Source organism: Fundidesulfovibrio putealis DSM 16056, from assembly GCF_000429325.1.
Lineage (GTDB): Bacteria > Desulfobacterota > Desulfovibrionia > Desulfovibrionales > Desulfovibrionaceae > Fundidesulfovibrio > Fundidesulfovibrio putealis.
In genome coordinates, this window is record NZ_AUBQ01000016.1 from 116,990 (window position 1) to 138,895 (window position 21,906).

Consider the following 21,906-nt stretch of genomic DNA (forward strand, 5'->3'; position numbering starts at 1 on the left):
GAAAGAGTTGTTAAAAAGCGAATTGTGAAGTGATGACGAAAAATACCCGTTTGCCCAAAGCGGCAACGGGAAGCTTGCTGAATTGTGTTATGCGCCTTGCGTTCAGTTCCAGGCGCCTGTCGCCGTCCGTCAACTCCACAACAGGGTGCTGTTGGGTGGAATCAGGCCCGAGCACCTGGTCGAGAGTCTGTGGTTCGGCCACCAGCCAGACCGTCAGGTCCGCACGGGGAAGCACGGTTAGAGCGGACATGTCCTTGTCGTAGGGTGAAAGAGGCCATTCTGCCGTCACTTCTCCCTTTGGGGGGATGGGCAGGAATCCGTTCAGACGCTGGACGCCGGACATTGGATCAACGAGCATCCCCCCTTTGAGGGGCGGGTCCATCCGGGAAATCCTCAGGGATGTGTCTCCTGCCAGGGCGGGATATCCTGGGTAGGCCACGCCGACGTGGCGCAGCGTAACGAAACTGCCCGGAAAAACAAACTCGGCCACGCGGCGGACCTCACCGTGTCGCATGGCCTGGATAAGGCCGGGACCGGCGGTGTTCTTCGCCGTTTCCTCAGTAAGTCCATAACGTTCCCACACCAGCGCCTTGTACTTCTGCTGGGCGCCGAAGAAAACGAACTGCTGCCACATGTATGGGGTCCAGCCGTATTTGTGGTATCTGGCGTCGAGCCGTGCTCCGGTCTCCTTGGCCATGAACAGGTTCCCGATGGCCACGCAGACGAGAATAATGGCAGGCAGGGTCCGTGCTCCGGGTGCGCGGAGATGAGAAAGCGTGAGGCAGTACAGGATCGTCAGCACATTGATGACGGTTTCGAACCAGAGCATGTCGCGCAGGATTGGGCGGGAGCTGAGCACCGCGCAGGCCAGGGCTGCAAACGTGACGACGGGGCACAGCAGCTGTGCTGCCTTGGGCAGGCGCGCACGTCCGAAATACAAAAGTGACGCAAGCGCCAGGAGGTGCAGTGCCAGGGTGGACGGGGCGTAGAGGGCGATCCTGGACAGCTGGCTCCAATATTCCGCCAGGGATAGTGGGGTGTACAGGGGTGCGCGGAAGAAGGTCATCTTCAGGTCCGCGAGCAGATACTGCCATCCTGCAATGACGGAAGTCAGCACGGCAAAATGGAGCAGATATGCGGCCAGAAAGCCGGTTTCCATGATGCATGTCCAGCGGGCCAGTCCTGTAGGGAGCGAGTCGTGGCGGGTTCTGATTCTGGCCCACCAGAGTACGATCGGGCTGGCGATGAAGATCAGGAGGAGCAACAGTCCGAAAGAGGTGAGGCCGTACTTCTCGGTGAAGCTCCAGACTCCGGGAGGCAGTTCCTGAAAGCGCGCGAGAGCGAGTGTGCCCGCGAAGAAGATCAGGTTGAAGACGCCAAGCGCCGCAAGTCTTCCCAGCCCCTCGCGGGACGGGGACAGCGTGAAGGGCAGAACTGGCCTGCACAGAAGACGCCGCACCAGCATGACCATCGCTGGGGCCATGAGCACGTAGATGAAGGACTGCAGCTTGGTCAGGATAGCCAGACCCATGCAACAGCCCGCAATCAGGATCCAGACGGTGCGGGAGCGCGGCGAAGAGAAACTGTATGAGCTGGCCATGGAGAAAAGTCCCAGCGCCCAATAGAGGATGCTGAACAACTCCGTCCGATTCATCGTGGAATGGTATATGAAGGAATGCTGCGTGCTCAGCGCCAGAAGGGCGAGAGCGGTCATCATGAGGCTGGCCCTGAACGAGAGGAAGAAGAAAGCGCTGAGGAGCATGACGCTTGCCAAGCAAACCGCAGGGGAGACCATCCGGATGAAATCGGTCAGTTCCGCCACGCAGGACAGCGGATTTAGAGACTGGGAGAGGCCCTCGAGGCTCACGGCGGAGAGAACTCCTGCGCTGTTAAACAGGCCTATCAGGCAGTTCAGCAGGAGGTACATCCCGAACCCGGAGTGGTTTACGTGGTCGGGGTGGTACCCGCTTTGGATCACGATTGCATCAAGGACCGTGGCCAGGTCCATATCCCAGATGAAGTGCCAGCTGTAGGAGGCGTTGGCTTTGAAATAGAAGAACCCGGCAAGGCAGAAAAGTGAAACGATGAGTCCCAGTTTCAACAGGTACCGGTACCGGAAGGTCATCCGAAACACCTCTCGGAAGTGATAAGTTGGCTCTGGCCGCGTTCATCTCCAGTGTGAACGTGCAGCAAGGGAAGATGCCAGCGGTGATAGGAACTAAGACAAATTATGATGCCAGCGCGCCAGCCAACTATCAAGTATAATTTTGAAATGCGTTGGTGAACTCTTTCGTGCCGTGCTTCCAAAGAAAAGGGGGAGCCGAAGCTCCCCCAGGGTACGCACGAAGCGTTGCGGACGCGTTACGCGGCGCAACAGGGCCGGGCGGGTGTTACTCCACGTCGAACCACTGGGCGGCCATGACCGGTCCGAAGTACAGGGCCTCGTCTTCCAGTTCCTCTTCGATGCGCAGGAGCTGGTTGTACTTGGCCAGACGGTCGGAGCGGCACAGCGAACCGGTCTTGATCTGGCCGGAGTTCACGGCCACGGCCAGGTCGGCGATGAAGGAGTCCTCGGTCTCGCCCGAGCGGTGGGAGATCACCGTGGTGTAGGCGGCCTGCTTGGCCATCTCGATGCAGTCCAGGGTCTCGGTGACGGTGCCGATCTGGTTCAGCTTGATCAGGATGGAGTTGGCGATGCCTTCGTTGATGCCGTCGGCCAGGATGTCGGGGTTGGTGACGAACACGTCGTCGCCCACCAGCTGGATGGTGTCGCCCAGCTCGTCGGTGAGTTCCTTCCAGCCTTCCCAGTCGCCCTCGGCCAGACCGTCCTCAATGGAGATCAGGGGGTACTTCTTGGTCAGCTCGGTGTAGTAGGCCACCAGCTCCGAGGAGGTGAAGGTGCGGTTTTCGCCGGTGAAGGTGTACTTGCCGTCGGCGTAGAACTCCGAGGCGGCGGCGTCGATGGCCAGGGCGATCTCGGGGCCGGGCTTGTATCCGGCGGCCTCGATGGCCTTGATGATGTACTCGAAGGCCTCGTCGTGGGACTTCAGGTTGGGGGCGAAGCCGCCTTCGTCGCCCACGGAGGTCACGTGGCCGTCGGCGGCCAGGATCTTCTTCAGGGCGTGGAAGGTCTCCGCGCCCATGCGCAGGGCGTCGGCGAAGGTGTCCGCGCCGATGGGCACGATCATGAACTCCTGGATGTCCAGGTTGTTGGGGGCGTGCGCGCCGCCGTTGATGATGTTCATGAGCGGCACGGGCAGCACCTTGGCGTTCACGCCGCCCAGGTAGTTGTACAGGGGCATGCCCAGGAAGTTGGCGGCGGCGCGGGCGGTGGCCAGGGACACGCCCAGGATGGCGTTGGCGCCCAGGCGGCCCTTGTTCTCGGTGCCGTCCAGCTCGATGAGCAGGTTGTCCAGCGCGGTCTGGCGCAGGGCTTCCATGCCCACCACGGCCTCGGCGATCTCGCCCTGAACGTTCTCGACAGCGCGGGTGACGCCCTTGCCGCCGAAGCGGTCGTCTTCACCGTCGCGCAGCTCGAGCGCCTCGCGGGTGCCGGTGGAAGCTCCGGAAGGAACGGCGGCACGGCCCACCGCACCCGATTCCAGGGTGACTTCCACCTCGATGGTGGGGTTGCCGCGCGAATCCAGAATTTCCCTGGCCCAGACAGCAGCGATGGTGCTCATAATGATTTCTCCTTGGGGATGGTCGTTGACTGATTATAGTGAGCGGCGCTTTTCGTTCGCCGCCGCTTCCTCATACACAAGACGCAGGCCGTCGAGAAGAAGTTCGGGCCTTACGTTGGCGATTGCCGGACAAACGCGTGCCAATTGCTGGGCAAAGCCTCCGGTGGCCACCACCGTGACCGGCTCGCCCATGTGATCCTCCAGGCGGTCCAGGATGCCCTCCACCATGGAGGCGAATCCGAACAGCAAGCCCTGGTTCAGGCTCTCAACCGTGGAGCGTCCGATGGACAGCTTCAAGGACTGCGGCTCAAGATCAATCTGGGGCAGCTTGGCCGTGTCCTGGGCCAAGGCCCTGGCCGAGGAGAGCACGCCCGGACAGATCAGCCCTCCCAGGTAGCTGGAGCCGCGCACCACGTCGAAGGTGGTGGCCGTGCCGAAGTCCACGCTCACCACGCAGTGGGAGCTGGCGCAGCGGCGCGCCGCGTAGGCGGCCACCAGCCGGTCCGCCCCCACCTGTTCTGGACGTTCGTAACGGTTTTCCAGCGGCACGGGAACATCTTCCGGCACAAATCGGGGCACGCGCCCCAAAAAACGGTGGCAGGCCTGGCGCAGCATGGGGTTCACGGGCGGCACCACGCTGACCGCCAGGATGGCGTCCAGGCGCTCGGGGTCCAGGCCCTCGCGGGCCAGCAGCGCGGCCAGGTCCAGGCCCAACTGGTCCGCCGTGCTGGAGCGCGGCGTGGGAAGCACGTAGGACGACAGGCCGGACTCGCCCCGGTAGAGGCCGATTTTTATGTTGGTATTGCCGATGTCGAAGAGAAGAAGGGCCATGGCTACTCCAGGCGCGGGACATGCGCCGGGATGTTTTGGGATGTGATGCAAAGACGACCGTTGATAGACTATTTTCCAGGGCTTGAAAAGGTGATAGGGGCAGTGTTGACCACTCGCATACCCTCATGCGCCGGTCCGGCCCGGGCAGCGCCGGAAGGGCGCGGCGGGGAGGCGTCCGTCTTCGGGCCGTCTGCCCCGTGGGGTGTTTCGCTGCGGTGGGTTTTCATCGGTATGAACCAGGCGTTTTGCGCCTGTGCATTCTTTTACCGCCCCATGAGGACACCTGATGGAACCGAGTGCGATGATCCCGGCGGCAGAGGCCATCCCCGCCGCGCCGTGGCTGTTTCGATGTCTTTTGGACCTGACGTTCTTCGTCCACATCCTCTTCATGAACACCATGCTGGGGCTGACGCTCCTGGGGTTCGTCCGGTCGCTCAGATCTCCCCAGGCCACTCCGGCCCTGGGACAGCAGGCGGGCATGATCCCCAACCTCACCGCGCTCACCGTGAACATCGGCGTCGCGCCGCTGCTGTTCGTGCAGGTGCTCTACGGGCAGTTCCTGTACGTCAGCTCCACGCTCATGGGCGTGTACTGGTTCGGGGTGGTGCTGGCGGTGATGGGGGCCTACGGGCTGGCCTACCGCCAGAAGTACGCCCTGCACGCGGGGAACGAGCGCGGCACGCTGGTCTGGGGGGTGATGAGCGTGCTCATGCTCTACGCAAGCCTTGTGCAGAGCCACAACGCCGTGCTGCTGGTGCGCCCGGACATGTGGGCCGGATATTTCAACAACCCTTCGGGCACTATGACGGCCTGGAGCGACGCGACGCTCCTGCCGCGCTGGCTGCACTTCGTCACCGCGTCCCTGGCCATCGGCGGCTTGGCCCTGGCCATGGTCGGGCGCAGGCGCACCCGCCACCACGACCCCCACGGCGAGGAACTCGTGGCCCAGGGGCTGGCCTGGTTCGGCTGGGCCACCCTGGCCCAGTTCCTGGGCGGCGTGTGGTGGCTGATGGCCTTGCCAAGGCCCGTGATGCTCGGGTTCATGGGGGGCGACCCCTTGGCCACCGGGCTTCTGCTGGCGGGAATCGCCGGGGCCGGAGCCGCTGCTGCGTTTGCCTTCATGAGGCGGCTCATGCCTGCGGCCGCCTGCGGCGTGGCCACCATCGCCGTGATGATCGCCATGCGCGGCGTGCTGAGGCAGTTCTACCTGGAGCCGTATTTCGATCCCGCGTCGCTTCCCGTGATACCGGAACCGAGCACCGTGGCCATGTTCTTCGGCTGCTTCGCCGTGAGCCTGGCAGTGGTCTGGTGGGCCGCGAAACACCCCGTCAAGGACGCGCCCGCCTCCGGCGTGAAGGGAGCCTGATCCATGGACTATCCCGTACTGCAATGGGGCTTCTGGGGCGGCGGCCTGCTGATCGCCCTGGTGGCCACCATCCACGTGTTCATCGCCCACTTCGCCGTGGGCGGCGGCATGTTCATCGCCGTCATGGAGACCCGGGTGCAGCGCCTGGGCCTTGGGGTCATGAAGGATTACCTGCGCCGCTACGCCAAGTTCTTCCTGGTGTTCACCATGGTGGTTGGCGGGCTTACGGGCGTGGGCATCTGGTTCTCCATCTCCATCGGAGCACCGGGGGCCACGGCCACGCTGATACACTCCTTCGTACTGGGCTGGGCCACGGAGTGGACCTTCTTCCTGGCGGAGATCGTCACCCTCATCACCTACATGCGCTCCTTCGAGTCCGAGCGCTCCACGCGCCGCCTGATCCTGGCCTGGATGTACGCCGCCTTCGCCTGGGGCTCGCTGGCCATGGTGCAGGGATTCATCTCCTTCATGCTCACGCCTGGAGACTGGCTCACGACGCATCGCTTCTGGGACGGCTTCTTCAACCCGACGTTCTGGCCCGGCCTGGTGTTCCGCACGGCCATCGCGGCGCTGTTGGCCGGTGTGTTCGGCCTGATGACCGCCCAGCGCGTGGAGGACGAGAAGCACCGCAAGAGCCTGTCGCGCTTCTGCGCCCTGTGGGCCGTGCTGCCCATCCCGGTGCTGGTGGCGTCGGGCTGGTGGCACATCTCCGTTTTGTCGCCGGAGCAGCAGGCTTTGGCGCTGGGGCGCTCCCCCGAGGTGGCCGCCGGGATGCGCGTGTTCTGGTGGGTGGCTCCCACTGTGCTGGCCGGAGGCGTGCTGCTGGCCGGAGGACTGCCGCGAAAGGCCGCCCGCGCGGTGGCCGCGCTGACCCTGGCCGCGTCGTTTCTGTTCATCGGCTCCTTCGAGTACATGCGCGAGGCGGCCCGCAGGCCGTATCTCATCACCGGACACATCTACTCCAACGGCATCGCCGTTGCCGGGGCCGGGAAGCTGAACACGGCGGGCGTGCTGGCTTCGGCCAAGTGGAGCCGCAACAAGGCCGTCACCGCCGAAAACCGCCTGGACGCCGGGCGCGAACTGTTCTTCCTGCAATGTTCCAGTTGCCACAGCCAGGGCGGACCCATGCTGGACATCCTGCCGCGCTCGGCCAAGTACACGGCCTCGGGCATGGAGTCCCTGCTCACGGGGCTTGGCAAGATAGGCAAATACATGCCTCCGTTCTTCGGCACGCCGGACGAGAAGAAGGCCCTGGCCGCCTACCTGACCGAGGGGCTTAACGGCGTAAAGCCCGCCCTGGCCCAGGGGCTCCCACAGACCGAGACCCCGGTCCCGGCTTTCGACGAGTCCGCGCCCTATCTGCTGACCGCCGTGGCCGACAAGGGCATCAACATGCTCTACGACAACGGCCAGTGGACCCTGAACATCGGAGCGCAGGCCATCACCGCGCACCTGCTGAAACGCGACGGCGTCCCGGCGCTTACCACCGAGGGAGTCACCCTGACCTACGCCGTGGAAGGCCAAGCCGCAGGCAGCTTCAAGGCTGTCGGGAACGCCTTCCGGGCCGAGGGCATAAACGTCTCGCCGTATCCGGCGCCAGATAAGGAGAATGTCAAGGGCAAGGACGGCTTCCAGCCGTATCCTCTGGCCGTGATCCAGGCCACGGACGCTTCCGGGAAGATTCTAGCCGAGACCACGCTGGTGCTGCCCGTGTCCTCGGAGCTCGGGTGCAAGAATTGCCACGGCGGAACCTGGACGCACGGCGTGGCGGGCATCGCTCCGGCAACGGCCAAGGACGTGCTCAAGGGGCACGACCGCCTGAGCCTGACGGACCTCTCCAAGAAGGCCGGGCAGGTGGACTGCCGTTCCTGCCATGATGACTTCGCCACCGGGGGCAACCGCTCCCTGAACCTGTCTGCCTCGGTGCACGGACTGCACGCGGTCTATCTGGCCGGACGCGGGGCCGACGCCTGCGACATGTGCCACCCAACTGACCCCAAGGGCGCGACCCGCGCCCTGCGCGATCCCCACGCCGCCGCAGGCCTGGACTGCACCAACTGCCACGGTCCCCTGGAGGATCACGCCCTGGGGCTTTTGACCAGGGAGAAGGAACAGGGCGTGAAGGCCGCCGATCCGCTCATCGCGCTGATAAAGCCCCGTGAATCCGACCCATCGCCGCGCGCGCCCTGGGTGAACCAGCCCAAGTGCGTCACCTGCCACGTGGGCTACAAGTCCCCTGAGCAGGCCCAGGCCTACGGAACCTGGACCAGCGGAGCCAAGGACCTGTTCAAGGCCAAGCGCGACGACCTGGACGCCATGACCTGCGCCAGCTGTCACGGCTCGGTCCATGCGCTCTATCCGGCCCGCAACCCCTACGGGAAGGACCGCGACAACCTCCAGCCCCTGCAATACCAGAAGCTGGCGCGCACCATCGGCGGCGCGAAGAACTGCAAGGCCTGCCACACCATGGACATGGACGCGGCGGCGCACCACCCCGGCATGGGGGTGGAGTAGGGGACTCCGTTCCGGCGCGGATACTCAATGCGGACGGCCTGGGCGAACTTTTGCGCCCAGGCCGTTTTCATTTTGCCCGTGGTTGACGAATGGGCAGATCTGCCATAATTGAGTTGTGAACAAACTGGCGGCAGCCATAAGAGAACGACCATGACAACGAGGAAGAAACATGACGAAAAGCCTTTTTTGGCTGGGCGATGCCCTGCATATCCTCCGTGGGCTGCCGCCCCAGGTACGCATCGAGACAGGTGTTGCCCTTTTCGAGGTCCAGCAGGGCGGAAAACCTGATTGCGCCAAACCACTTAAGGGGCTCGGCAAGGGGATCACCGGCATTCATGAAATTGTCATGGACCACGACAAGGAAACGTACCGAAGTGTATACGTGGCCAAATTGAAGAAAGGCGTGTACGTGCTTCACGTTTTTCACAAGAAGTCCAAACACGGCATCGGCATCCCTCGGGAGGATGTCGAGAAGATAGTCTCCCGGTATCGTCAGGCAGTAGAGAACGATAAGCCTGAGTGAGGTTGTCATGAACGATCATATCGAAATTGGTTCGGGAAACGTCTTCGCGGATCTAGGGCTGCCTGAATCCGACGAACTCCTGTACAAGGCGGAGTTGCTCATGCGCCTTAAGCAATTGCTCAAATCCCGTGGACTGACCCAGAAAGCTGCGGCGGTGCTGTGCGGCACCGATCAGGCGACTCTTTCCAAGGTCTTTCGCGGAAGAATTGACCTCGTTTCCACGGACAGGCTCTTCAGGTGGCTCACGGCCTTGAACGTCGATGTGAGGATTGTGTTGACAGACAGGATAGCCCTCGGGCCGGGACACGTTCTGGTCTGCTGATTGCGTCACTGCGCGTTCTCACAAGCCCCGGCCAAATCGGCCGGGGCTTTTTTCGTCTGTCTCCCTTGACTCGGGACGGGAAAAAAGGTGTTTTGCTGAAGTGGAAAAGTGCCTGTTCGTATCGGTCCCATCGCGGAATCAACCCGGGAGGAGAGTCATGAAGAAAGCCGTCGCAGCGTGTGTCGCCGTGTTCATGTTCGCGTGTATCGCCCTGGCCCAGCAGAACGGCACCAAGGACGAGGCCGTGGCCCTGGTGAAGAAGGCCGTGGCCCAGTACAAGAGCGCGGGCAAGGACAAGACTTTCGCCGACATCAACGATCCAAAGGGGCCTTTTGTGGACCGCGACCTCTACGTTGTGGTCTACGACATGGACGGCAATTGTCTGGCCCATGGGGCAAACGCAAAGCAAATCGGCAAAAATTTGATGGAGCTTCGCGACCCCGACGGCAAATTCTTCGTGAAGGAGCGCGTGGAACTGGGCAAGACCAAGTCTTCCTTCTGGCAGGACTACAAGTTCGTGAATCCTGTAAGCAAGCAGATTGAGAACAAGAGCATGTACATGGAAGCGGTCGACGGCATGCTGTTCGGGTGCGGCGTGTACAGCAAGTAGTCATGTCAGCCCGCCTCTTCGTCCGTCCCCGTGGAGAGGTTCGTCCCGTCATTATCGACCCAACGGGGGGAAGACATGCCTCAGTTCTCCATCAGCCTGCGAATATACGCGGGATATTCAGTGATCATCGCCTTGTCCGTGTTCATATGGTTCATCGGGTATTCCAATTCCTCCCGGCTTGGGCAGGAACTGGGCAACATGACCGATGTGAACATGAAGTCCCTGGCGTCGCTTAAGGATGTGCGGTTTTCCGTACGAGAGATTATCGGCGCGCTCCGCTCCCAGCTGATTCCGGCCATCACGCCCGAATTCCGTTCGGCCCAGCGCAGGCTCTACGCCGAGAACATTGAGGCCCTCAAACAGTCCGTGGCCCGGCTGGGATCCCTGCGCGATCCTGCGAAGCCGGACGACCTGTGGCAACAGTTCCTGAAAGAGGAACAGAGCTTCCTGGCCATTGCGGGCAAACTCGAGACGACGCTGGACGAATGGAGCAAGGACACGTCCGACATCCTGCTGGGCATGGAGGTGCTGGCTCTTGCCGCCGTGGACGTGCAGAAGCAGGGTGAAGCCCTGCTGGCCGTGTTGCAACGAATTATCGCGCGCAACGACCAGCTGATAGCCGAAGACGAGAAGGACGCGAAGGAGGCGGCCAGAACCGGGCAACGCTCAGCCCTGGGGGCATTGGTGCTGTCCGTGCTGGTGGCGGCGGTGGTGGGCTGGCTCATCACCAAAAAAATTCGTGACCCGCTCTCGGTTCTGGTGCGCTACGCGGGCGAGGTGTCCGCCGGAAACCTGGACGTGAAGGCCGAGGGGAACTTCATCGCGGAACTCGACCAGCTGAAACGCAGCCTGGAAGCCATGGTGGAAAAGCTCAAGCAGGAGATCCGCCAGGCCGAGAGCAAGTCCGCCGAGGCCGCCGAACAGGCGCTGCTGGCGGAAAAGGCGAGTTGCGAGGCGAAAATGGCCCAGGATAACGCCGAGGCCGCGCGGCGAAGCGGCATGCTGGAGGCTGCGGGGCTTCTGGCCTCCATCGTGGAACAGGTCCTGGGCGCCCTGCAAACCCTGGACAGGCAGGTGGACAAGGCCTTCCGTGACGCGAAGGTGCAGCGGGAACGGCTGGCCGGCGCGGTGGAGACCATGGAACGCATGGACGGCACCACGCAGTTGGTCGCCAGAGGAGCCGGGGACGCAGCCTCCACAGCCGAGGACGCCCGTGCGCGCGCTCAGGAGGGGGCCGAGGTCATCAGCACGGTGGTGGACTCCATAGGTGCGGTGCAGGTCAAGGCCACCTCTCTCAAATCCAACATGACGGACCTCTCCGCAAGGGCCGAGGGCATCGGCAGGATCATGACGGTCATTTCCGACATCGCGGACCAGACCAACCTGCTGGCCCTGAATGCGGCCATCGAGGCGGCCCGGGCCGGTGACGCAGGCCGGGGGTTCGCCGTGGTGGCCGACGAGGTGCGAAAGCTCGCCGAGAAGACCATGGCCGCCACCCGCGAAGTGGCGGACTCCATCGCCGGAATCCAGGAAGGCACGAACATGAGCGGCCAGGGCGTGGATCAGGCCGTGGAGGCCATCTCGCACGTGGCCCAGCAGGTGGACGGCGGAGGGAGCGCACTGACCAGGATCGTCAACCTGAGTCAGGACATGTCCGTACGGATACGCCAGATAGATTCGGCAGCCGCCGAACAGAATGCGGCCAGCGGCGAGGTGAACCAGTCCATCCAGGAAATCGCCCGTTACGCGGAGGAGACCGCCGGAGCCATGGACCAGGCCAGGGAGGCTCTGGACCACCTCGGGGAACTGGTGTCCGAGTTGAGCGGGGTGATGGAAAATCTCAAGAAAAGCTGAGACGTGGAAGCACAGGCAATAAAAAAAGCCGCGCCGTCCTCATGGACGGCGCGGCCTTATTTATTGCGGAATTAATCCCACTCGATGCCCTTGTGCTCGTCGGGGCGGTATTCGATCTCCACGGACTTGGCAGTCTTGCCGGGGCGCTCCGCCTTGAGAGCCTTGGCCGGGCTGTCCGGGTTTTCTGGCTCCGGCGCGGGTTCGCTTCTGGGCTGTGCCTCAGCCTTGGGCTTGGCGGCTGGCTTGCGGGTGCGGGGTTTGGGCTTGGGCGCTTCCCCGCCTTCAGGGGCTTCGGCGGTTCCGGCTGCTCCTGCGGTTTCGGCTGCTCCGGGCTTAGGCGCAGCCTTCTTCGGGGCGGCCTTCCTGGGGGCGCGGGCACGGGCCGGAGCTTTCGCCTTGGCCTGCTCCTGGGGGGGGGCGTCCGAAGGCACCGTGGCGGCATCCGCCGGAACCTCGGCAGAGGCCTTTTCAGGCGTCTGCTTGCGGGGCTCGCGGGCAGGCGCGTCCTGGCCAGAGGGCTGGGCAGCAGGCTGCACAGTGGACTGGGCGGCGGGCGCTTCCCCGGAGGAGGCCGCAGCATCGGAACCGCTGGCGCTGTCCTGCGTCATGGCTTCGGCGCTGGAGGGCTTCTTCTTGCGGCGACGGCGGCGCTTGCGCTTCTTTGCCGGCTCGCCTCCCTCGGCGACGTTGCCGGAAGCGTTCTGCAACTCATCCGAGGCGGTGTCGAAAGCGGATTCGAAGTCGTCCTCGTCCGGCGTCTCGTCAGCGGGTGCGGTAAAGATGGAGGCTTTGGGCTTGGGCTGCGCCTTGGGAGCGGGCCTGGGCTCTGGCTTGGGTTCCGGCTTGGCCACGGGCTCGGCAGCCGGGCGCGCGGGGGCGCTGTCCTGGCGCGGTTCGCGTCGGGGCTGGCGGTCTCGGTCCCTGGAGCGCCCACGGTCGCGGTCCCTGTCACGGTCCCGGTCCCGGTCGTAATCACGCTCGCGGCGTTGTTCGCGCGGCTCCTCGGGAGCGCCTTCCGGCTGGATCTGCACGGCGTGCAGGGTGGCCTGATAGCGCTCGTCCAAAAGCAGGGCCAGGAGGGCTGCGTCCTCGGAGGCGGCCAACTCCTGCGCCAGGGGCAGGAAGCGCTGCAAGCGTACTTTCTTCAGGGGGGCGAGCGTGCGCACTTCGGCTTCCAGAAGCGCCGTGAGGCGCTCCGACACCACGGCGGACACGTCCTCGTCGGTGGGCACGGGCTTCTTGATCAGCTCGATGCCGAAGCGCTGGCCGATACGCTTCATGGCCAGCTCTTCCATGATGTTCACCAGCGTGATGGCCGTGCCGGAGGCTCCTGCGCGCCCGGTGCGGCCTGCGCGGTGCACGTAGGATTCGGGGTCCTCGGGGGTCTCGTACTGGAAGACGTGGGACAGCTCGGGGATGTCGATGCCGCGCGCGGCCACGTCGGTGGCCACCAGGAAGCGCAGGGTCCCCTTGCGCAGGCGCATGAGCACCTGCTCGCGCTTGGCCTGGGTGAGGTCGGCGGAGAGCTCCTCGGCGTCGTACCCGAAGCCCTTGAGCACTTCGGTGACGTAGTGCACGTTGGCCTTGGTGTTGGAGAAGATGATGGCCGAGGTGGGGTTCTCGATCTCCAGCAGGCGCACCAGGCAGCGGTCTTTGTCCATGCCCGGCACTTCGTAGTACACGTGCAGGATGTCCGCCACGTGGACCTGTTTGGCGGAGAGCGAGAGGAAATTCGGGTGGTCCATGAACTCTTCGGCCAGGCGCAGCACGTGGGGCGGATAGGTGGCCGAGAAGAGGAACGTGGAGACGCGGCGCTTGGGCGGCAGGTAGCGCTTGATCTCCTTCATGTCCGGGTAGAAACCGATGGAGAGCATGCGGTCGGCTTCGTCGAACACCAGTACGCGCATGCCGTCCAGGGTGAGGTTGCGGCGCAGCAGGTGGTCCAGGATGCGGCCCGGGGTGCCCACCACCAGGTGCGCGCCCGCGCGCAGCGCGTCGGTCTGGGGGCCATAGCCCACGCCGCCGTACACGGTGGCGACTCGCAGCTCCGTGCCCTCGAAGAGCATCTCCGCCTCCATGGCCACCTGCTTGGCCAGCTCGCGGGTGGGGCAGAGGATCAGGGCCTGGGTCTGGTGGACATTGAGGTCGAGCAGATTGAAGATCGGCAGGAGGAAGGCTCCGGTCTTGCCGCTGCCGGTGCGCGACTGGACCATGAGGTCCTGGCCGGTGAGCAGGTAGGGCAGGGACTTGGCCTGCACGGGCATGAGTCCGGGCCATCCGGCCCTGGCAACGGCTTGGCGCAGGGGTTCGGGAAGATCCTCAAGGGAAATTTCGGGAAGAGACTCCTCGGGTTCAATGAGGGTCTCGAATTCTTCGGGAGTCTGGGATTTGTCTGATGTGTTGTCCATGATGGCCCTGGTTTGAGTAAGAAGCACGGGGGTCGCCAAAGTGCAGACCCGCAGAGGGTATAGCTCCTTTCCATGAAAAGAAAAAGGCCCCTCCTCTCGAAGGGGCCTATGAGATGCAGTCGGCAAGAATGTGTTTTAGAAGGCGTACTTGACGGCGAGGTTGCCGCCCCAGTTGTCCGCACCCTTGTTGGAGAAGTCACCAATGTGCTGGTAGCGTCCGGCCAACTGCATGCTGACGTTGTCGGTCAGGAAGACGTCGAAGCCCACTTCGCCCACTTCGGTCAGGTTGGAGCTGTAGCCGTTGCGCGGCACGGGAACACCTGAGAAGAAGCCGCCCAGGCCGATGCCAGCGAACACGCCGAACCTCTCGTCGTTGATGAAGTGGTAGCGCAGCATGCCGATGGGGCTGAACGCGTTCACGGTCTCATAGTTGCCGTTGCCGCTCCAGGGGGTGCGCTTCTGGGTGATGACGTAGCCCAGGGCCTCGAAGCCCACGGAGAAGCCGTCGGCCACGAAGTAGCCCAGCTCGCCGCCGTAGCTGAACATAGAGCTGATGCGATCGTTGGAGTTGGCGTACAGGCCAACCTTCGGTTCGATGTACACGGTCCCGGCAGTCAGGCTTTTTGCCGCCGCCAGGTTGGCGGAAAGGCCGAAGGCCAGGATCAGCCCCAAAACGAGAGATCTTTTCAATGCGCTGCTCATGAATTCCTCCTTGAGCTGGAAACTCCAGCTGTGTCGACTTTATAAGCGGCTCCAAAGTAAAGTCAAATGCCTCAACATGAAATCATTCTTACAAAATGTTCATCGCCGCAGGATTGTCAAGCCGTAATCCGAAAGGAAACAGATGGTTATGGGGCATTAAAATCCTTGGGAATACTCCAACATCCAATGAAAGGGTAATTAGCAGCCGAAAGCAACGCAAAGGGACACGAATGAACACGTCCTCTGCTGTATCACAAGCGATGGCGGGGTCGCGTCATGCTTGCCCAGTAACAGCCCGATACGATAGATATTTACTGCACGCTCATGCGAGCCCCGGCTTCTCCGGGCGGCGCGGGCGCGACTCAGGAATTCCGGCCAGAGAAAAAATGGAAAATATCCGACCCGCCCGTATCGCGACGCTTCTTCTGGGCATCCTGCTCGTACTGGTTCCCGGAGTTCACGCCCGGAGCCTGGCCTATACCGTCAGCGCCGTGCTGCCGCACGACCAGTCGGCCTTCACCCAGGGGCTGCTCTTCACGGGGGGCTATCTGTACGAAAGCACTGGCCTGAACGGACGCTCCAGCCTGCGACAGGTGGAACCGGCAACGGGAAAGGTGCTGCGGCTGGTGGAGCTGGACCGGGAGGATTTCGGCGAAGGGCTTGCCCTCTGGGCAGGGCAGCTCTATCAGCTGACATGGCGCAATGCGAAGGTGCACGTCTATGACGCCGCAAGCCTGGAGCGCGTGCGGACCCTGCCCCTTCAGGGCGAGGGGTGGGGCGCGGCGGCAACGCCATTCGGGCTGGTGACCAGCGACGGCTCCGCCAGGCTGACCTGGCGCGACCCGGCAACCATGCTGCCCACGCGCACCCTGGACGTGATCGACGCGGGGCGGCCCGTGGCGCGCTTGAACGAACTGGAGTGGGTGGACGGGTTCATCCTGGCCAACGTGTGGCACGAGGATCGCATAGCCGTCATCTCCCCGGCGACGGGCAAGGTGGCCGCCTGGATCGACTGCGCGCCGCTACGGGCGCGGCTCGGGCCGCTGGCCGAAGACTCCGACCTGAACGGCATCGCCTGGAACCCGGCTGCGAAGAAGCTCTATGTGACCGGGAAGCTCTGGCCCGCAATTTTTGAACTCGCCCTGGAGGGCTTGCCGAAACCATGAGAAAGACACGTTGCAAGAACTGCCGATACTGGAAAGGTCCCATCCCCTACTCGAGCCGCTACTGTCCGCCTGAGGAGATGCAGAAGGGCGAGTGGGGTTTCTGCAAACGGCACGCGCCGCGTCCGCTGGTGGAAGGGGTGGACTCCCTGCGCGGCAAGACCTTCCTCGCCGTGTGGCCGGAGACCGAGGCCCAGGACGTGTGCGGCGAATTCGCGTTGATACCCCTTCAAAAAGATTAGCGGGCCGGGCGGGCGTCAAGAAACGGACGCCCCGCGCCTTGCCCCGCGCAGGATCAGCGCGCACCCCACCAGGATCATGGGCAGCGACAACAGCTGCCCCATGGTCAGCCAGCCGAAGGCCAGATACCCGAGCTGCGGGTCCGGCTCGCGGATGAACTCCACCAGGAAGCGGAACAGGCCGTAAAGCGCCAGGAACATGCCGGTGACGCATCCTGCGGGCCTGGGGCGCGCGGAGTAGAGCCACAGCGCCGTGAACAGCACCAGCCCTTCGAGCCCGGCCTCATAGAGCTGGGAGGGATGGCGCGGCACGCCGCCCGCCCTGGGGTCGGGGAAGACCACCGCCCAGGATACGCCGGAGGGCGCTCCCCACAGCTCGCCATTGATGAAATTGCCGATGCGTCCGAAGAAGAGCCCCGGAGGGGCCAGCGGCGAGAGGAAATCGCCTATCTGGAAGAAGGTCATCTTGTGCTTGCGCGCAAAGAACCAGACCACCAGGCACAGGCCGATCATGCCGCCGTGGAAGCTCATGCCGCCCTGCCAGACCTGGAAGATGGCCAGGGGGTCGCGGATGTAGGCTCCCAGGTCGTAGAACAGGACATAGCCCAGGCGTGCGCCCAGGACCAGCCCCAGTACGCACCAGGTGATGAAGTCGTCCACCATGGCCGGGGTCCAGCCGGAACCGGGCCGTGCCGCCCGGACACGGGCCAGCATCCATCCGGCAGCGAAGCCGAAGAGGTACATCAGCCCGTACCAGCGCACCTGAAGCGGGCCGAGGGACAGGGCTACGGGATCGAAATCGGGGTGCATTATCATGAAGTTTCCGTGGAACTGCCCGTTGTTGCAGCATTCGAAGTTCGTAAAACAGGCCAAAGGGCGAACCCTTTGGCCTTGTGATGTCGCAGAACGTGTTTAAGGTTTCGCAAAGGTCAGTCTACAGTTCGCGCAGCATGGCCTTGGCCCGTTCGAAATTCGGGTTGATGGCCAGGGCCTTCTGCAGGAATTCGGTGGCCTGTTCCTTTCTCGCTGCCCGGTAGAACACCGTGGCGATGTTGAAGCAGACCGTCTCGCTGGCATTCCAGAGGTCAGGGTTGATGGACAGGGCCTTGTCCAGGAAGTTGAAGGCGTCCTGGAACTGGCGCCCCTCGCTGTAGGCCATGGCCATGTTGTAGTAAAGCCCCGCGTCGTTGGGCGCGATCTTCAGGGCCTTGCGGTATTCCTCGATGGCCAGTTCCGGTTTGCCCTGCTTGCGAAGGGTGATGCCCAGGCGGTTGAAGGTCTCGATGTCGGACTTGTCCAGCGCGCCTTTCTTGGAATCCAGCGACTGACGCAGATATTTTTCGGAGAGCTCCGGGGCGTTGGAGATGCAGTGCTCGGCGATGGTGCGCGTCACGCGACCGACCTGGGCCATGGCCTCCTTGGTGGCAAGCTTGATGGCGTCGTCGAAAACCTCCACGGCTTTGTCGCGCTCGCCCAGCGACATGTAATTGTCGCCGATGCTTATTTTGCGGTCCACGTTGAGAGGGCTCAGCCGGTCCAGGCGTTCGAGGTACTTGGTTTCCTCGCGGACGTTTCCGGTTATCTTGTGCAGCTCGGCGATCTTTTTGATGGGGTCCAGGAAGAGCTTCCCGTTGCGCGAGGCCTCCATGTAGGCGTTCAGGGCCTCGTCCATCCTGCTCTGGCCCTTGAAGCTGTCACCGAGCACCAGGAGGGCGGCGGGGCTGCCGGGTTTGATCTCCAGTATCTTGCGGGCCAGGGTGGCTGCGTCGTCGAACTTACCGGTTTCGTTCAGTTTTTTTCCTGCTTCAATGAGCTCGCCGATCTGCCCGCGAGGCTTGACCGTGAACGCGATCTTTTCGATGAGCATGTCCGGAGAAATCGGCTTGGTGATGACGTTGTTCGCGCCGATCTCGTGGAGGTATATGAGGATTTCCCGGGCAACCTCGGTCGTCAGGATGATGATGAGCACATCGGGATACTGATTTTTAAGGAACTGGACCAAATCATGGCAGTATTTGCCGTTGATTTCACGCTCCACAAAGAAAACCACCTTGTGGTTTTGCGAGATTAACTGTCGAAGTTCTTTGTGGAGCTGTTCCTGGTTGGTTACGTTGAAAACGCAGTCGTCTTTTATGTGCAGGTGGCGCAAAAGTGTGCTGCGCAGGTTCTTGTTGAAGTGTGGATCTTGGGACAAAACCAGAAAAACACCCCGGTTCTGCTGGATAAAGTCCCGGACATCCACGTCATACACCTTCATCTGCATCCTGAACCCCCGCCTTGGGAATGAATATTTATGTCAACACCAGCACTCTAAATGCTGGGAGAAAAAAAGCAAGGCTCGATCCTGTGATTCCCGAAAAAGCGGCGTCGTGGGGATAACAGAATCGTCACGAAGCGGAAACGCCTTCTCAACCTGCGTGGGGGATGAGGCACCTAGCCAAAGAGTTCGATCCGGCCCCGGATGTCCTGGGCCGCAACCGGAACCAAGAACGGGAGAACGCCATGACCACGCACATGATCGAATCGTTCACCGCCACGCTTACCGCCATGATGGAAAAGACCATGGCAAAAATGCGCGACTCCATGGATGAACTGGCCGGAGAGGACGCCCTGCCGCCAGACTTGGCCGATCGCGCCTCCCTGGAGGCCGAGCGCAATTTCACACTGCTCATGCGCGAACGCGACCGCCAGGCCCTGGTCTCCATCCGCGAAGCCTTGGCCCGGGTTGAAGCGGGAGAGTACGGCATCTGCGAGGAGTGCGGGGACGACATCGCCCAGGCGCGGCTGAAAGCCCAGCCCATGGCCACCTTGTGCGTGCATTGCCAGTCCCGCCGGGAAGACGAGGAGCGCGCCCGGTTCAGCGTGGCCTCGGGGTTCTTCCATTGCTGATCTGCTCGCCGGTCCATGTTCCGGGCCGTGTCGGCCTGGATGCCGGTAAGAGGGTCAGCCCACTGGCCCAGCTCCAGCAGCCCTGACTCCGGCGTGCTGCATCTCTTCTGGCGGGCCTCAGGTGTACGGGGGCCGGTTGACGGGGCGGTTGTCATCCACGCCGCGACGTCCCGCTGCGCCGTCCCAGGCGCGCTCGCTCAGGAGGCCTGCGTGTCGCCCAGGAGCTTATCCAGTTCGTCGGGGGCCATGTCGAAGCTGTTCTCCTTGGCGGGGAACGTTCCGGAACGGACGTCCTCGGCGAAACGTCCCAGCGCGTCCTTGGCCATGCCGCCCAGATCTGCATAGCGCTTGACGAATTTGGGTTTGAAGTCGCCGTAAAGCCCCAGCAGATCGTGAAAGACCAGCACCTGGCCGTCGCAGTCCGGGCCTGCCCCGATTCCGATGGTCGGGATGGGCACCGAGCGTGTGACCAGTTCGGCCACTGGCGAGGGCACGCACTCCAGCACCATGGCGAAGCATCCTGCGTCGGCGAGAGCCTGTGCGTCTTCCAGGAGCATGGCGGCGGCTTGCGCCGTGCGGGCCTGCACCTTGTAGCCTCCGAGCGCGGCCACGTGCTGCGGGGTGAGGCCCAGATGCCCCATCACCGGAATTCCCGCCTGGACGATGGCCCGTATCTGAGGAACGATCTCGCGTCCACCCTCCACTTTCACGGCCTGGGCGCGGGCTTCCTTGAGCATGCGCCCGGCGTTGGTCACCGCCGAGTTCCGGTCCGCCTGATAGGATAGAAAGGGCATGTCCGCCAAAACCAGGGCGCGCCGCGCTCCCCTGGCAACCGCCCCGGCGTGGTGGAGCATCTGCTCCATGGTGACGCTCACCGTGTCTTCGTAGCCCAACACCACCATCCCCAGCGAGTCTCCCACCAGCAGGATGTCCGCTCCGGCCGCCTCGGCGATGGCGGCCTGTCCTGCGTCGTAGGCGGTGATGACCACAAGCTTGCGCTGGCCCTTGGCTGCGGCGATGTCAGGTGCGGTGATTTTCATTTTCGGCATGGCTCCTCCCTGTCTCGTGCGGGGAGAAATCATAGTCGAAGTGCTTCCGTTTGTCTTGGGCGGAGATGCTTCAGGGGCAGGTCTTGATCCAGACCGCTCTTCCCTGGATGATGGACTCCAGTTTGGAGTGGGTCAGCGTGACGGCGGGTATGGAGGGGTTATCCGCGCGCAGGGTTGCCTTGCGGCCGTCGTCGGCCAGGATTCGCCGGACAGTGGACCCTTCATAGGGGAGGCGCACGCCGTAGAGAACGCCGCTGACAATTTCCCGGTCGTCAGTGTTGATGCCCACGTGGGAGTCGCGGGGGATTGCAGGCTCCATGGAAGCGTCCTGCATGACGACGATGGTGAGCGCCTGTGTCGCGTATTTTTGCAGAAACGACGACTGTCCGGCGCAAAAGCCGCTGCCGGGGTCGCACTCCTGGTCCCCGATGCGCATGGGGTGCAGCCCTACGTATATCCAGTGTGGGTTGACGCGTTCCTTGCGGAGCAGCTTTATGGCCCAGTCCGCCGGGATGACGTCGCGGCGCTTCGCATCGGAGATGCTCGACTGCCTGATCTCCAGGATGTCCGCCAGCTCCTTTTGATTCTTGAAGCCGAGGGTGGTTCTCAGGCGCTCGAACCCTGCTTCGAAAACGGAGGCGCAGGGCTCCTGCGGTTCATGGAGTTTTTCGTCGCTGTGCGAAGAGGTGAGCATCGGCCAGTCTCCATTTGTTAATCTATATCACATAGAGCTAACGTCAAGACTAGCATCAAGGTTTTCAAACCGCAACGCTTCTTTTTATATGCCGCATGCCAAATAACGACAAGCTATATAGGTAGATATAACAGGTTTGCGTAGGCATCTGGATATGCCTTTTTCGTAGTAAATAAAAAAGCCGCCCTCCCAGCCAAGGGGGGCGGCCTCAGGACGGACAGGAGAGGCGGCCTACAGTTCCTGCAGAACCCACCAGACGCGACCGACGATTTTGCCGATGACGGCAGAGGCGGGGAGAGACTGTCCGGCGGCGCTGGAATTTTCAGTGCGAAGGATGATCTCGTCCTTTTCAAAGTCGTTGATGAGCCTGCGGATGACCAGTCCCTCGTGGGGGAGCACCACTGCGAAGGCTTCTCCGGAGCGCAGCTGCTTCTGGTCCTTGTTGATGCCGATGTAGCCGCCCCGGCGGATGATCGGCTCCATGTCCTGCTGTTCCATCTTGAAGACGGTCAGGCCCGGGCAGGCGAACGATTCGGGGATGGCCAGCATCTCGATGGGCTTCTCTTCCAGGACGCCCTTCTCGGAGTCGTAGGTCACTCCGGTCATGGCGCTGACGGGAACCTGGCGGGATTTGGGCTTGTCCGAAGCGTACCCGGCTCCGCTCTCCATGAGGCCGACAGGCAGGGCCAAGCCTTCGCGCAGCACCTGGGGCGCTTCGCCGGTGGTGACCCAGTCAGGGTTGAGGCCGTGGCTACGGTACAGCTTAAGAAGCCAGTCGGCCGGGATGGACTGACGGCGCTTGGCGTCGGAAATGCTGGACTGCCTGATTCCGAGGATGGCCGCCAGGTCGACCTGGGTGCGGGCTCCGGTGGCCCGCTTGATACGTTCTAGTGCTTCGTCGAATGCGTTGTACATGATTCACCTCATGGCCCCGGGCTAAGTCCTGGGGCGCTCCGTTTAATGGCGCGAACCCCGGACCCTGTTCCTCGGGAACGTCTGGCCTGCCGAAGACGGGTCGCATGGGGACAACTTGCACGTCTATTACGGTCGAGCCTCTGT

20 protein-coding genes are annotated in these 21,906 nt (G+C 62.9%); 10 read left to right on the plus strand and 10 right to left on the minus strand.

The window, feature by feature from the left end; translation table 11 throughout:
• Positions 1–10: 10 nt before the first annotated feature.
• The 3 genes from G453_RS0114120 to G453_RS0114130 form a co-directional block, all read right to left on the minus strand.
• Positions 11–2,125 carry a hypothetical protein gene (locus G453_RS0114120; RefSeq protein WP_027191582.1) on the minus strand — a complete coding sequence of 705 codons (2,115 nt, stop codon included), beginning with the start codon at positions 2,123–2,125 and terminating at the stop codon, positions 11–13.
• A gap of 265 nt (positions 2,126–2,390) precedes the next feature.
• Entirely contained in the window at positions 2,391–3,683 is a 1,293-nt protein-coding gene (gene eno, locus G453_RS0114125) for a phosphopyruvate hydratase (protein WP_027191583.1), read from the minus strand.
• Positions 3,684–3,716: 33 nt separating this feature from the next.
• Positions 3,717–4,514: a type III pantothenate kinase gene (locus G453_RS0114130; RefSeq protein ID WP_027191584.1), complete on the minus strand. Its 798-nt coding sequence runs from the start codon at positions 4,512–4,514 to the stop codon at positions 3,717–3,719.
• A 286-nt stretch (positions 4,515–4,800) separates the two neighbouring features.
• Here G453_RS0114130 and G453_RS24170 point away from each other — a divergent pair, with 286 nt between their 5' ends.
• From G453_RS24170 to G453_RS26455, 6 genes are all read left to right on the plus strand, one after another.
• Entirely contained in the window at positions 4,801–5,880 is a 1,080-nt protein-coding gene (locus tag G453_RS24170; RefSeq protein WP_156920941.1) for a hypothetical protein, read from the plus strand.
• 3 nt (positions 5,881–5,883) lie between these two features.
• Positions 5,884–8,394, plus strand: coding sequence for a c-type cytochrome (locus G453_RS0114140; RefSeq protein WP_027191585.1), 2,511 nt, complete (start codon positions 5,884–5,886; stop codon positions 8,392–8,394).
• Between the two features lie 169 nt (positions 8,395–8,563).
• Positions 8,564–8,917 (plus strand): type II toxin-antitoxin system RelE/ParE family toxin, encoded by a 354-nt coding sequence (locus G453_RS0114145; protein WP_027191586.1) that lies wholly within the window; start codon positions 8,564–8,566, stop codon positions 8,915–8,917.
• A gap of 7 nt (positions 8,918–8,924) precedes the next feature.
• Complete coding sequence (locus G453_RS0114150; RefSeq protein WP_027191587.1) at positions 8,925–9,239, plus strand: helix-turn-helix domain-containing protein; 315 nt, start codon at positions 8,925–8,927, stop codon at positions 9,237–9,239.
• Between the two features lie 157 nt (positions 9,240–9,396).
• The gene (locus G453_RS0114155) at positions 9,397–9,849 is read left to right on the plus strand and encodes a cache domain-containing protein (RefSeq protein WP_027191588.1); all 453 of its coding nucleotides are present in this window, start codon (positions 9,397–9,399) and stop codon (positions 9,847–9,849) included.
• A gap of 75 nt (positions 9,850–9,924) precedes the next feature.
• The gene (locus tag G453_RS26455; protein ID WP_051272435.1) at positions 9,925–11,703 is read left to right on the plus strand and encodes a methyl-accepting chemotaxis protein; all 1,779 of its coding nucleotides are present in this window, start codon (positions 9,925–9,927) and stop codon (positions 11,701–11,703) included.
• Between the two features lie 71 nt (positions 11,704–11,774).
• Here the strand turns inward: G453_RS26455 and G453_RS29120 are convergent, their stop codons facing one another.
• Positions 11,775–14,111 (minus strand): DEAD/DEAH box helicase, encoded by a 2,337-nt coding sequence (locus G453_RS29120; protein ID WP_051272436.1) that lies wholly within the window; start codon positions 14,109–14,111, stop codon positions 11,775–11,777.
• Positions 14,112–14,246: 135 nt separating this feature from the next.
• Positions 14,247–14,813 (minus strand): outer membrane beta-barrel protein, encoded by a 567-nt coding sequence (locus G453_RS0114170; RefSeq protein WP_027191589.1) that lies wholly within the window; start codon positions 14,811–14,813, stop codon positions 14,247–14,249.
• A 386-nt stretch (positions 14,814–15,199) separates the two neighbouring features.
• Between G453_RS0114170 and G453_RS0114175 the strand changes: the two genes are divergently transcribed.
• Both G453_RS0114175 and G453_RS0114180 read left to right on the plus strand, forming a co-directional pair.
• On the plus strand, positions 15,200–15,979 hold the full coding sequence (locus tag G453_RS0114175) for a glutaminyl-peptide cyclotransferase (protein ID WP_027191590.1): 780 nt from the start codon (positions 15,200–15,202) through the stop codon (positions 15,977–15,979).
• Complete coding sequence (locus G453_RS0114180; protein WP_027191591.1) at positions 15,976–16,218, plus strand: hypothetical protein; 243 nt, start codon at positions 15,976–15,978, stop codon at positions 16,216–16,218. Before G453_RS0114175 ends, G453_RS0114180 begins: the two co-directional genes overlap by 4 nt.
• Positions 16,219–16,233: 15 nt before the next feature.
• On the opposite strand, the gene lgt is transcribed toward G453_RS0114180, so the two are convergent.
• Both lgt and G453_RS0114190 read right to left on the minus strand, forming a co-directional pair.
• Positions 16,234–17,031: a prolipoprotein diacylglyceryl transferase gene (gene lgt / locus G453_RS0114185; RefSeq protein ID WP_027191592.1), complete on the minus strand. Its 798-nt coding sequence runs from the start codon at positions 17,029–17,031 to the stop codon at positions 16,234–16,236.
• Positions 17,032–17,149: 118 nt separating this feature from the next.
• Positions 17,150–18,253, minus strand: coding sequence for a tetratricopeptide repeat protein (locus tag G453_RS0114190; protein WP_235731768.1), 1,104 nt, complete (start codon positions 18,251–18,253; stop codon positions 17,150–17,152).
• A 48-nt stretch (positions 18,254–18,301) separates the two neighbouring features.
• Here G453_RS0114190 and G453_RS28835 point away from each other — a divergent pair, with 48 nt between their 5' ends.
• Together G453_RS28835 and G453_RS0114195 are read left to right on the plus strand one after the other, a co-directional pair.
• Positions 18,302–18,502, plus strand: a complete 201-nt coding sequence (locus G453_RS28835; RefSeq protein WP_235731769.1) for a hypothetical protein — start codon at positions 18,302–18,304, stop codon at positions 18,500–18,502.
• Positions 18,503–18,717: 215 nt separating this feature from the next.
• On the plus strand, positions 18,718–19,104 hold the full coding sequence (locus G453_RS0114195; protein WP_027191594.1) for a TraR/DksA family transcriptional regulator: 387 nt from the start codon (positions 18,718–18,720) through the stop codon (positions 19,102–19,104).
• 197 nt (positions 19,105–19,301) lie between these two features.
• Here G453_RS0114195 and panB read toward each other — a convergent pair whose 3' ends face one another.
• The 3 genes from panB to G453_RS0114210 form a co-directional block, all read right to left on the minus strand.
• Positions 19,302–20,183, minus strand: coding sequence for a 3-methyl-2-oxobutanoate hydroxymethyltransferase (gene panB / locus G453_RS0114200; RefSeq protein ID WP_407635555.1), 882 nt, complete (start codon positions 20,181–20,183; stop codon positions 19,302–19,304).
• A gap of 40 nt (positions 20,184–20,223) precedes the next feature.
• Complete coding sequence (locus tag G453_RS0114205) at positions 20,224–20,847, minus strand: LexA family transcriptional regulator (protein ID WP_027191596.1); 624 nt, start codon at positions 20,845–20,847, stop codon at positions 20,224–20,226.
• A gap of 231 nt (positions 20,848–21,078) precedes the next feature.
• On the minus strand, positions 21,079–21,762 hold the full coding sequence (locus tag G453_RS0114210; RefSeq protein ID WP_027191597.1) for a LexA family transcriptional regulator: 684 nt from the start codon (positions 21,760–21,762) through the stop codon (positions 21,079–21,081).
• Positions 21,763–21,906: the final 144 nt, after the last annotated feature.

Bases quoted from the DNA above. Each gene is read 5' to 3' on its own strand.
- G453_RS0114120 (WP_027191582.1), bottom strand. From the start codon at position 2,125: ATGACCTTCCGGTACCGGTACCTGTTGAAACTGGGACTCATCGTTTCA.
- eno (WP_027191583.1), bottom strand. From the start codon at position 3,683: ATGAGCACCATCGCTGCTGTCTGGGCCAGGGAAATTCTGGATTCGCGC.
- G453_RS0114130 (WP_027191584.1), bottom strand. From the start codon at position 4,514: ATGGCCCTTCTTCTCTTCGACATCGGCAATACCAACATAAAAATCGGC.
- G453_RS24170 (WP_156920941.1), top strand. From the start codon at position 4,801: ATGGAACCGAGTGCGATGATCCCGGCGGCAGAGGCCATCCCCGCCGCG.
- G453_RS0114140 (WP_027191585.1), top strand. From the start codon at position 5,884: ATGGACTATCCCGTACTGCAATGGGGCTTCTGGGGCGGCGGCCTGCTG.
- G453_RS0114145 (WP_027191586.1), top strand. From the start codon at position 8,564: ATGACGAAAAGCCTTTTTTGGCTGGGCGATGCCCTGCATATCCTCCGT.
- G453_RS0114150 (WP_027191587.1), top strand. From the start codon at position 8,925: ATGAACGATCATATCGAAATTGGTTCGGGAAACGTCTTCGCGGATCTA.
- G453_RS0114155 (WP_027191588.1), top strand. From the start codon at position 9,397: ATGAAGAAAGCCGTCGCAGCGTGTGTCGCCGTGTTCATGTTCGCGTGT.
- G453_RS26455 (WP_051272435.1), top strand. From the start codon at position 9,925: ATGCCTCAGTTCTCCATCAGCCTGCGAATATACGCGGGATATTCAGTG.
- G453_RS29120 (WP_051272436.1), bottom strand. From the start codon at position 14,111: ATGGACAACACATCAGACAAATCCCAGACTCCCGAAGAATTCGAGACC.
- G453_RS0114170 (WP_027191589.1), bottom strand. From the start codon at position 14,813: ATGAGCAGCGCATTGAAAAGATCTCTCGTTTTGGGGCTGATCCTGGCC.
- G453_RS0114175 (WP_027191590.1), top strand. From the start codon at position 15,200: ATGGAAAATATCCGACCCGCCCGTATCGCGACGCTTCTTCTGGGCATC.
- G453_RS0114180 (WP_027191591.1), top strand. From the start codon at position 15,976: ATGAGAAAGACACGTTGCAAGAACTGCCGATACTGGAAAGGTCCCATC.
- lgt (WP_027191592.1), bottom strand. From the start codon at position 17,031: ATGATAATGCACCCCGATTTCGATCCCGTAGCCCTGTCCCTCGGCCCG.
- G453_RS0114195 (WP_027191594.1), top strand. From the start codon at position 18,718: ATGACCACGCACATGATCGAATCGTTCACCGCCACGCTTACCGCCATG.
- G453_RS0114205 (WP_027191596.1), bottom strand. From the start codon at position 20,847: ATGCTCACCTCTTCGCACAGCGACGAAAAACTCCATGAACCGCAGGAG.
- G453_RS0114210 (WP_027191597.1), bottom strand. From the start codon at position 21,762: ATGTACAACGCATTCGACGAAGCACTAGAACGTATCAAGCGGGCCACC.